This is a genomic window from Tepidimonas sp. (genome assembly GCF_036825565.1).
In the GTDB taxonomy this organism is placed as follows: Bacteria; Pseudomonadota; Gammaproteobacteria; order Burkholderiales; family Burkholderiaceae_C; genus Tepidimonas.
Genome location: NZ_DAISXZ010000078.1, coordinates 1 through 10,511, shown reverse-complemented (window position 1 = coordinate 10,511; position 10,511 = coordinate 1). Strand labels below are relative to the sequence as shown.

The 10,511-nt window shown below is 68.4% G+C and carries 10 protein-coding genes; all 10 read right to left on the bottom strand.

The features are described 5' to 3' along the window. Positions 1 to 929, bottom strand: a 929-nt coding sequence (locus V7026_RS09835; RefSeq protein WP_334155206.1) for an MFS transporter, incomplete at its 3' end; no start/stop codon positions are given. 6 nt (positions 930 to 935) lie between these two features. Then, complete coding sequence (locus tag V7026_RS09830) at positions 936 to 2,111, bottom strand: deoxyguanosinetriphosphate triphosphohydrolase (protein WP_334155208.1); 1,176 nt, start codon at positions 2,109 to 2,111, stop codon at positions 936 to 938. Positions 2,112 to 2,211: 100 nt separating this feature from the next. After that, positions 2,212 to 3,366 (bottom strand): 3-dehydroquinate synthase, encoded by a 1,155-nt coding sequence (gene aroB, locus V7026_RS09825; protein ID WP_334155205.1) that lies wholly within the window; start codon positions 3,364 to 3,366, stop codon positions 2,212 to 2,214. 9 nt (positions 3,367 to 3,375) lie between these two features. Then, the gene (locus V7026_RS09820) at positions 3,376 to 3,918 is read right to left on the bottom strand and encodes a shikimate kinase (RefSeq protein ID WP_334155207.1); all 543 of its coding nucleotides are present in this window, start codon (positions 3,916 to 3,918) and stop codon (positions 3,376 to 3,378) included. Continuing rightward, a complete protein-coding gene (locus V7026_RS09815; protein WP_334155204.1) occupies positions 3,918 to 5,081 on the bottom strand; it encodes a hypothetical protein in 1,164 nt (387 codons plus the stop codon). Before V7026_RS09815 ends, V7026_RS09820 begins: the two co-directional genes overlap by 1 nt. Positions 5,082 to 5,117: 36 nt before the next feature. Then, positions 5,118 to 7,319 carry a type IV pilus secretin PilQ gene (gene pilQ, locus V7026_RS09810; protein ID WP_443082342.1) on the bottom strand — a complete coding sequence of 734 codons (2,202 nt, stop codon included), beginning with the start codon at positions 7,317 to 7,319 and terminating at the stop codon, positions 5,118 to 5,120. Next, on the bottom strand, positions 7,316 to 7,879 hold the full coding sequence (locus V7026_RS09805) for a pilus assembly protein PilP (protein ID WP_334155202.1): 564 nt from the start codon (positions 7,877 to 7,879) through the stop codon (positions 7,316 to 7,318). Before V7026_RS09805 ends, pilQ begins: the two co-directional genes overlap by 4 nt. Next, positions 7,876 to 8,562: a type 4a pilus biogenesis protein PilO gene (locus tag V7026_RS09800; protein ID WP_334155201.1), complete on the bottom strand. Its 687-nt coding sequence runs from the start codon at positions 8,560 to 8,562 to the stop codon at positions 7,876 to 7,878. Before V7026_RS09800 ends, V7026_RS09805 begins: the two co-directional genes overlap by 4 nt. 20 nt (positions 8,563 to 8,582) lie before the next feature. After that, positions 8,583 to 9,203 carry a PilN domain-containing protein gene (locus tag V7026_RS09795; RefSeq protein ID WP_334155200.1) on the bottom strand — a complete coding sequence of 207 codons (621 nt, stop codon included), beginning with the start codon at positions 9,201 to 9,203 and terminating at the stop codon, positions 8,583 to 8,585. Beyond that, positions 9,200 to 10,282 carry a pilus assembly protein PilM gene (locus V7026_RS09790; protein ID WP_334155199.1) on the bottom strand — a complete coding sequence of 361 codons (1,083 nt, stop codon included), beginning with the start codon at positions 10,280 to 10,282 and terminating at the stop codon, positions 9,200 to 9,202. The genes V7026_RS09795 and V7026_RS09790 overlap by 4 nt, the downstream gene beginning before the upstream one ends. Between the last annotated feature and the right edge of the window lie 229 nt (positions 10,283 to 10,511).

The window sequence follows — 10,511 nt, the reverse complement described above, 5'->3', positions numbered from 1 at the left end:
GCCCCCGCCGTAAAGGTGCCCACCGCCCCCAAGCCCATGGCGGCATAGCCGGTCCACAGCAGGGTGCGCGGGGCCACGCCTCGCGCGAGCACTCGGCCGGCTGCAATGTTGCCCGTGAGGTTGATGCCCGCGGCCAGCGCACTGGCCCAGCCCACCCGGGCGGGCGACCAACCGGCCTCGGTGTAGAGGGTGGGCAAAAACCCGACCACCGCCAGCCATTGCCCGGAGTACATCAAAAACGCCGCGGCGACCAACCACGGCCCAGACGCCGACAGCGTCGAGCGCAGGCCCTGCCATGCCGCGCCCCACGCCCCTCCCGCAACGGCGGCCGGCCCGTCCGGGGCGTCCGGGGCTAATCGCGCGCGCACGGCCACCGCGCACAACACCGCCAAGCCCGCCAGCAAGCCCCACGCCGTACGCCAACCGACGGCGGCATGCAAGGCGGGGGCCAGCAGCAGCCCCGTCGCCGCCCCGATCGGCATATACGCCCCCCACCAACCCAAGGCGCGGTTGAGAACGGCCGGCTCGGTCACCGCCCGGCGCAGCAGGCCCGGCGCCGGCAAGACGGCCATCAAGAACCCGAAGCCCTCGATGCCGCGCGTCCACAGCAACAGGTGCGCCGCCGGCACCAGCGCCCCCAGCGCGCTGCCCGCGGCCAGCAACAGCAGCCCAGCCATCATGACGCGCCGCGGCCCCAGCCGGTCGGCCAGTTGCCCGAACAGCGCCCCCATGCTCATGCCGGCCAACTGGATCATGGAGAGCAAAAAGCCCCCCTGCACCAGGGTCAGCCCCAGTTCCTGCGCCAGCACGGGCAGCGCCGGGGGCAGTTTGCCCACATGCAGCGCGCTGGCAATGCCCACCGCGACGATCAGCCGCGCCTGCGCCGCCACGGGCTGGCGGTCGGGGGGGGCGGTTTGCGCGCTGGGCATAGGCGGTCAGACGAACAGCCGCTGGCCGGTCAGCCGCTCGTGCTCGCGGATCGCGTAGCGGTCGGTCATGCCGGCGATGTGGTCGGCCACCTGCCGCCGCAGCGACAGCCCGGCGCGGCGCCGTGGCGCGGGCAACCGCGCGGGGTCGGCGCAGTAGGCGCGGTACAGGTCCGCCACCACCTGGCGCGCGCGCGCCGTGGTCTCCATCACCTGCGGGTGGCGGTACAGGTTGACGAGCAGGAAGCGCTTGAGCCGCGCCGACGCCTCGCGCATCGCCGGCGAAAAGCCCAGCAGCGGCGGCTGCGCGCGCACGTCGTCCACCGATTGCACGCAGGCGGCGCTCAGCGCCGCGCGCGTGGCGGCGATCACGTCGTACACCTGCGCGCTGAGCATGCGGCGGATCGCCTCGTACAGCAATCGCCGACCCGTCAGGCGCGGATGCTGCGCCAGCGCCTCGCGGCGGAAGGTGTCGAACAGCTCGACCTGCTCCAGCTGCTCCAGCGTCAACAGCCCGCTGCGCACGCCGTCGTCGATGTCGTGCGCGTTGTAGGCGATCTCGTCGGCGACGTTGGCCAGCTGCGCCTCCAGCGATGGCGACTCCCCGCGCAGGAAGCGCGCCCCCACCCCTGCGGGTTCGCGCGCCTCCAGCCACTCGGCGTTGGCGCGTGCGCAGTGCTTCAGGATGCCTTCGCGCGTCTCGAAGCTGAGGTTGAGGCCGTCGAACTCGGGGTAGCGCTCCTCCAGCTCGTCGACCACGCGCAGGCTCTGCAGGTTGTGCTCGAAGCCACCGTGCGGCTCGTCCGGCCCGCGTGGCTCGGCCGCCCACGGGCCGTCGTCGGCGAGCAGGCAGGCGTTGAGCGCGTCCTGCCCGGCGTGGCCAAACGGCGTGTGCCCCAGGTCGTGCGCCAGCGCGATCGCCTCCACCAAATCCTCGTGCACGCCCAACGCGCGCGCGATGCTGCGGCCAAGCTGCGCCACCTCCAGCGAGTGCGTCAGCCGCGTGCGGAACAGGTCGCCCTCGTGGTTGAGGAACACCTGCGTCTTGTAGACCAGACGGCGAAAGGCGGTGGAGTGGATGACCCGGTCGCGGTCGCGCTGGAACGGGTTGCGCGTCGGCGCGGGCGGTTCGGGGCGGCGGCGGCCTCGGCTGCGCGCCGGGTCGCACGCCCACGGCGCCAGCATCCCGCCCGGCCATGCGGGCGGCGTCGATGCGGCGACGGCCTCTTCGGTCAGCGACGGCAGCGCAGGGCTCACGGCCGCCTCCCCTCCTCCACGGCCCGCCTCAGGCGGCGCAGCGCGCCGCGATCACCTCGGCCACCAGCGCATCCGGCGCCGGGCGCACGTAGGCCTGCCCGGCCTCGTCGACGACGACGAAGCGGATCTGCCCGCCCTCGGCCTTCTTGTCCACCCGCATCAGCTCCAGGTAGCGCGCGGCGTTGTCGGGCCCCAACACCGGCGCGCGCACCGGCAAGCCGGCAGCCGCCACCAGCCGCTCCAGCCGCGCGACCCAAGCCGGCGACACCAGCCCCAGCCGGCGCGACAGCTCCGCCGCCATCACCATGCCACAACCCACCGCCTCGCCATGCAGCCAGGCACCAAAGCCGAGGCCCGCCTCGATCGCGTGGCCGAAGGTGTGGCCGAAGTTGAGGATGGCGCGCAGGCCGGACTCGCGTTCGTCCTGCCCGACGACGGCGGCCTTGATCTCGCAGCTGCGCCGCACCGCGTGCGCCAGCGCCGACGGGTCGCGCGCACGCAACCGCTCGATGTTGGCCTCGATCCAGTCCAGAAACGCGGGGTCATGGATCGGCCCGTACTTGATGACCTCGGCCAGGCCCGCGCTGTACTCGCGCGGCGGCAGGGTAGCGAGCGCCGCCAGATCGCACACCACCCGCACCGGCTGGTAAAACGCCCCGATCATGTTCTTGCCGAGCGGATGGTTGATCGCCGTCTTGCCCCCCACCGAAGAATCCACCTGCGCCAGCAGGGTGGTGGGCACCTGCACGAACGGCACGCCGCGCATGTAGCAGGCAGCGGCAAAGCCGGTCATGTCCCCCACCACGCCACCGCCCAGCGCGAACAACACCGTCTTGCGGTCCGCCCCGGCGACCAGCAGCGCGTCGAAAATGCGGTTGAGCGTCGGCCAGTCCTTGTGCGCCTCGCCATCGGGCAGCACCACCTTCAGCACGCGTGCATAGTGCGGCAGCAGCGCCGCGCGCAGCCGCGCCAGGTACAGCGGCGCCACTACCGTGTTGGTCACGATGGCGGCGCTGGCCGCGCGCGGCAAGCCGGCCCAGGTGGCCGCATCGTCCAGCAGCCCGCTACCGATGACGATCGGGTAGCTGCGCTGCCCAAGATCGATCGTCACCGTGTGCAGCACGGTGGCGGCAGGCGTGGGCGCAGGGACTTCGGCGACGGCGGCAGCGGCGGGCGTGGACATGCCCGGAGTTTAGCCGGCCGTCGGCCCCCGGGCCGCCTGCGCGCCCAGCTCCAGCTGCATCAGGATCATGTTGACGAGCGTGGCCACCGACGGGCGTCCGGTCTCGATGACGTCGTGCGCCGTTTCGCGGTACAGGGGATCGCGCAGCGCGTGCAGCTCGCGCAGCCGCTGCAGCGGGTCGGCCACCTGCAGCAGCGGGCGCGTGCGGTCGTGGCGCAGCCGCCGCATCAGATCCTCCGGCGTGGAGCGCAAATAGAACACCCGCCCGCGCGCGCTCAGCCGCTGCCGGTTGGACGGCCGCAACACCGCCCCGCCGCCGGTGGACAGCACGCACGGCTCGCCGCGCGTCAGCTCTTCCAGCACCGCCTCCTCCACGTCGCGGAACGGCTCCTCACCCTCCCGCTCGAAAAACTCGCGGATGCCGCAACCAAGCCGCTCCTCGATCACGGCGTCGGAGTCGACGAATGGCAGCTGCAACCGCCGTGCCAGCTGCCGGCCGACTGTGGTCTTGCCGGCGCCGGGCAGGCCGATGAGGACGACATGGCCAGCCATCAGGGACAAGCGGCCGGATTGGTATTCACCACCGTCACCACCGCCGTCCCGATCGACCCATGGCTGTCGATGACCGTCAGCGTGACCTGGGTGTCCGCCGCCACACAGGTCGTGCCCGATACCGTACCCACGAAGGAGCCGGGCGTCTTGATCGAACCATCGGTATTGAATTCGGGCGCCGTGACCGCCGACACCGACACGAGTCCAGGGAAACTGCTGAGAACCGTCGGCACACCATTGGCCGCCGTCAAGAAACTGAACTTCACCGACGAACCCGACTGCTCTCCCAAACTCACCGCCGAAGGCGAAACCCGGAATTGTGGCGTGGCCGTATTGATCGTGACGGTCGTTTTCACTGTTTTGCCGGCAGCGTCGGCAAACACCACATCGGCGCCCCCCGTCGCCAGCAACCCGAGAATCTCAAACTCGCCGTCCGATCCCGGCAGCCGACGGACTTGAATGGCTGCGGGAATACCCCCCGCGATCGAATACGGTTTTTGTCCCCCGGACAGTACGACGGTCGCCGGGATACCAATCGGCAGCGTCAGACTGTCGGACGAAATGCGCAACTCGGGCGAACCCACCGCCACCGCCACCGCCAGCTCCGTGCCGGCGGCGTCGCGGATGCGAACCGTCATCTCACCGATGGCCACCCCTTGAATGCTCCATTGCTCAGCATCCAGCTGAGTGACCGTCGCAACCAATGGCGCGCTGCCCGTAATGGTGTAGGGCTTGACGCCACCGCTGACGCGGAAGGTGCGTGCCTGCGCGGGTCCCACCCCGATGGTAAGCGCAGCAGGGGCCGTCGTGAACAGGGGCACACTCGTGCCCACCGTCACGGACACCGTTTTACTCGTGCCGGCAAAGTCCGTGACGATCACATTCGTGGACGCCCCCGGCGCGATACCGCCGACGACCAGCGAATTGCCCTCCATGGCCGCCACGGCGACGGCAGCCTCGGTGGTCACCGCGCGATAGGGCGGTACCCCACCGGTGACGAGCAGCAGTTTGGACTCCCCCGGCAGCACGGTGACCGCAGACACCCCGCCGACCGAAAGCGCGCCGGTGTTTGGGTTCGCGCCGGGCGAGCCGCCACCCCCGCCGCACGCCACGAGCGTGTCGGCCAGTGCCGCCGCGATCCATCCAATCCATCGTTTGATCACATCGATCTCCCAAAATCCGTTCCAGGATGAGGACCTTCACTGAGCCACCGTGCCTTCATCAAGCACCACAGGGGTCACAAAAATCAGCAACTCCCGCTTGCTGCTGGTGTTGTTGCGAGTCTTGAACAGGTTGCCCAAGACCGGTACGTCACCCAATACGGGGACCTTGTCCACGTTGTTGGTTTCTTCCTGCTCGAAAATACCGCCAATCATCACCGTGCCACCGTTGTCCACCATCACCTCGGTCTCGACTTCCTTCACGGCCAGCTGGGGCCCGGCCGAGGTGATGCCCGTCAGTTGGTTCTTGGTCGCTTTCAGGGCCAACAACACCTTGCCCGACGGCGTGATCTGAGGCGTGACTTCCAACAACAGGTTGGCATCGATCGTCACGATCACATCTTCGGTCTGGCCCTGGGCGTTGGTGCGGCGCTGCAGGAATCGCAGCTGGTCACCCTGTTTGATGGCCGCCTTGTTGAGATCACTGGTCACGATCTTCGGGCTGGAAATGATGCGGCCATTGTTGTCCGATTCCAGCGCGGAAAGCTCGAGGTTCAGAAAGCGGTTGGCCGAGGGACTGAACAGCGACAACGCGATCCGGGGAATGTCGGTATTGTTGATGCTGGTGCGCGCCGGCAGGTTGACGAAATTCGTGTTTTGGCTGGTCAGAGGGGCCGACGACTCCATGGTCGTCGCGGTAATGGCATCGTACGAACCTGCGATCGCCACCCGGTTGCCGCCACCGATGCTGTAGCCTGCGTCCCCCCCGCGAATGGAGCGCAAATCGGCGCCCCCCAGCCGCACGCCAAGCGCACGGCCAAAGCCCTCCCGGGCTTCCACCAAACGGGCTTGGATCATGACCTGGCGCTTCGGACTGTCCACGCGGCGGATGTAATCCCGCACCGACTCCAGCCGCCCGGGCACATCGGTCACGAAGACTTGGTTGGTCCGCATATCAGCGATTGCCGACCCACGGGTCGACAGAAGGCGGTTGGTGAGCTGATTATTCCCTCCACCACTGGCCGTTGCATCCTTGAGCGTTTTGACGACTTCTTCCGCCTTCGCGAAATTCAAGCGGAATACCTCCGTCCGCAAGGGCTCCAGGTCCTCCAGCTTCTTGGTGACTTCGCGCTGCGCCAAGGCTTCTGCATCCAGCTCCTTCTTCGGCGCGACCCGAATGACATTGCCCGTCTTGGCCATGCCCAGCTGCTTGGCCTCCAGGATGATGTCCAGCGCCTGATCCCACGGCACGTCTTTCAGGCGCAGGGTCAGGTTGCCCTGCACGGTGTCCGTGGTGATGATGTTGAAGTTGGTGAAGTCGGCAATCACCTGTAGCAGCGAGCGCACGTCAATGTTTTGAAAGTTGAGGGACAACTTCTCGCCGCTGTACTTGGGGCCCTGTACGAGCCGGTTGGGATCGGGCTTGAGCGCGCGCACTTCGAGCACGAACTGGTTGTCGCTCTGGTAGGCACTGTGCTCCCACTCGCCGGTGTTTTCCACCAGCAGCCGCACGCGGTCGCCGGTCTGGGTGGCGGTGACGGTGCGCACCGGGGTGCCAAAGTCGGTCACGTCCAAACGCCGGCGCAGGCCCTCGGGCAGCGACGTGCGCAAAAACTCCACCACCAGATTGCGCCCTTGCGGCCGGATGTCCACCCCGGTTTGCGGGTTGCCCAGTTCCACGATCAGGCGACCGGCGCTGTCCTCGCCGCGGCGAAAGTCAATGTCGTTCAGGGCCGTCGTGCCGCTGACCGCAGGGCCGCTGTCGAAGGTCATGGCGCCCACCCCAGCCGAGGCGGCGGGCGCGGCGGCGGGCGGGTTTTGCAGGGTGACGAACAACACGTTGCCCTGGACCTGGGTGTCGTAGGGAACGGCACGGTTGAGGTTGAGGACCAAGCGCGTGCGGCCACCGGCCTCGATGACGTTGACCGAGCGCAAATTGCCCTGGTTGATCTCGATTAGCCCCTGGCCGGTGGCGTTGGTGGTCGCGGGGAAATCCAGCGCAATGCGCGCGGGCGTCTGGATGGTAAACGCGGCGGGCAGGGCCTTCAGGGGTTCGGTGGTTTCGATGCGAATGACTTCGTTGCCGCTGCTGAAGCCCGCCGAGACGGAGCGGATGGCCCCTTGGGCCTGCGCCCAACCGCTCGCCAGGACAACCGCAGCCGCCAGGGCGAACGACACCCAGCGCCGGCCCTGGGGCCGGCGCTGCGGTGCATCACCGGGTGATCGATGTGCGAAGGTCATTTGCTGGTTCCTTCCTGTAGCTGCAAGGTGGCGGTGCGCTCGATCCACTCGCCGGCAGCGTCCTGCACGATCTCGCGCAGGGTGATCTGATGGTCGGAGATGGCGGTCACCCGCCCGTAGTTCTGGCCCAGATAATTGCCCGCCGCCACCTGATATAGCAAACCATTGACGCGGACCAGCGCCACGCGGCGCCCGCCCTTGTCCAGCAGGCCCACCATCGCAATCGCATCGAGGGGGTAGTCCTCCAACGGCTCGCGGCGCCGGCGCATCTCGGACTCGATCAAGCGCGACACCGCTCCGCTGGCCGTGTCGCTGCGCAGCACGCGGACCAGCTTTTCCTCGTTGAAGGGGGCCAGCATGTCGCCCCCTTCGTACGCCTGCGGCTGGTAGGCGGTGGGCGGCTGGATGGGGGTCACCTTGGGCTGCGCCGTGGCGCGCTGACGTGCCATCCATTGCGCCAGATCCTCGTCGTTGCCAGAACAGCCCAGCAACCCCGCCAACACGGCCACGATGGCAAGGCCGCCCCAGACACACCGCGGTGAGCGCGCGCGGGGGGTCATTTCTTGCCTCCCTGGGCCGCTTTGGCCGCCGACATCTGGGCCAGCACTTCGTCGGGGTCCAGATAGCGGAAGGTCTTGGCGGTGGCCTCCATGGTCAGCAGGTCGTTGCGGTTGGCCACCGGGTTGATCGATAAATTGTTCAGCGTCACGATGCGCGACAGATGGGCAATGTCGGAGACGAACATGCCAATGTCGTGGTAGGGGCCGCTCACGCGGACGGTGATGGGCAGCTCGGCATAGTAGTCGCGCACCGCCTCTTGCCCGGGGCGAAAGAGCTCGAACTGCAACCCGCGGCCGATGCCGGCCTGGTTGATGTCGGACAGCAGGGCATCCATCTCGGCGCGGTTGGGCAGTTGCTTTTCCAGTTGCGCGACGTACTGCCGCACCTGCTCTAGTTGCGCTTTCAGCGCGTCGAGGGCAACGGCCTTGGCGACCTTTTGCGTGTATTCGGTGCGCAGCTCGCCCTCGCGGCGCTGGGCGGCTTCGAGCGCATCGCGGCGCTCGGACAACCAGACGTACCACAGCGCCACGACGATGAAGACCGCCACCGCCACCAGCAGCAAGGCCCGCGGCAGCGCCGGCCAGCGGGACGGATCGTTGGGGTCCAGCCCGCTAAACTGGCGCTGCAGGGTCTGCTGCAGATCGGCCCAGTCGATGGAGGAGAGTTTGCGTTTGGAGGCCATGGTGTCGTCCGGTTGCGGGGTCAGACCGCCCCGCCCTTGCCAGCGGGGGCCGGCGCCCCGCCGCCCTCCTTGTCCGCCCCCTCGCCCTTGCCCTGCACGACGCGCAGCGCAAAATTGAAGACCCGGCGCTGCCCGCCCGGGTTGAAGTTCTGGGTGCCGGCCGTGATCTCGATGAGCTGCGGCTGCCGCAGCCAGGGGCTCTGGGTGGACAGGTTGCGCAGCAGCTCGGAGACGCGCTCCTGCGACTGGGCCACCCCGGTGATCGCGATGCCGCTGCCCTCCTGCTTGATCGAGCGCAGGTACACCCCGTCGGGCAGCCGACGCACCAGCTCGTTGAGCAGATGGACCGGCAGGTTGCGGTCGGCCTGCAGGCTCTCGACGGCGTCCTGGCGCGCCTTGAGGGCATCCAGCTCGGTTTGCAGGGTGGCGATTTCCTTGATCTGCTGGTCGAGCTTGGCGATTTCGACCTGCAGTTGTTGGTTGCGCCCCTGCTGGACGGCGATGCGCGCCTCGAAAACCGTGTACACCACGCCCGCCAGCGCCACACCGGCAAGCGCCGCCAGCGCCAGATGCACGAAGAATGCCTCGCGCCGCCTCTTGCGCGCCCACTCGCGGTGGGGCAGCAGGTTGATGGCGATCATGGCATGAACCTCCGCAAGGCCAGCCCCGTGGCCACCAGGTAGGACGTCGCCTCCATGGCCAGGCGCGCGGCGGGCAGGTTGGGTGGCAGGGTCATGCCCTCGAAAGGATTGAGCACACTGGTGGCAAAGCCCGTCTGGGTCATGACCGCCTCGGCCACGCCGGGCAGGCTGGCGGCACCGCCGGACAGCAGGATGTGGTCCACCCTGTTGTGCGGCGTGCTGGTGAAAAAGAACTGCAGCGCGCGGCCCAGCTCCTGCCCCAGGGTGTCCAGAAACGGTTGCAGCACCGTCTGCGGGTAGTCGGCCGGCAGGCCGTTGCCGGTTTTCTTCTTCTGCTCCGCCTCTTCGAAGGAAATGCCGTACTGGCGCGCAATGACCTGGGTGAGCACCGCGCCACCGACGGGCTGATCGCGCTCGTAGATCATCTCGTCGTTGCGGATGACCTGCAGGCTCGTGGACTGCGAGCCGATCTCGAACAACGCGACGAGCGGGTTGTTGCCCTGATTGGGTAGCCGCTCGATGGCCCGGCGCGCGGCCAGCCGCGACGCGTAGGACTCGACGTCCATGATCACCGGGTTGAGGCCCGCCGCCTCCGCCAGCCCCTGCCGGTCGGACACCCTCTCCTTGCGGGAGGCGGCCACCAGCACCTCGTCGTACCCGGGGGCGGTGGCCGACGGCCCGATGACACCAAAGTCCAGCGCGACTTCGGACAGGGGGAAGGGGATGAGTTGCGCCGCCTCCGCCTCGACCTGGACTTCCAGTTCGTCCTCCGTCAGGCCGGCGGGCAGGCTGACCTTGCGCGTGATCACGGCAGAGCCGGGCAGGGCCAGCGCGACGTTCTTGGTCTTGGTGCCGGCCTTGCGCACCAGCCGGCGCAGCGCCTCGGCCACCTCGTCGAACTTCTCGATATTGCCTTCCGCGATCCAGCCCTTGTCCAGCGGCTCGATCGCGCAGTGCAGCAAGGCATAGCCGCCACTGCGCCCGCGGCCCAGCTCTACCAGCTTCAGGGTGGTGGAGCTGATGTCGATGCCGAGCAGCGGGGCTGGCTCGCGACTGAACAGTGATCCGAATGCAGTCAAATCCCACCCCCATGGGCCGGACCGGACCGGCCTGCACGATGCCCATTGCGTTCAATCCTAGCAGTAACGCCCCGCATCGCCCAGAGAAATCTCGCGCAGCACCGCACCGCCCGCGCCCGTTGCCTGGAACCGACACCGGCCGCTTCCTATAATGCGGGCGCCATGCTCCGGCACCCCCGGCCCGCTCCATGTCCCGACCCCCATCCCCACCGCCCGCCCCGCCCAAGCC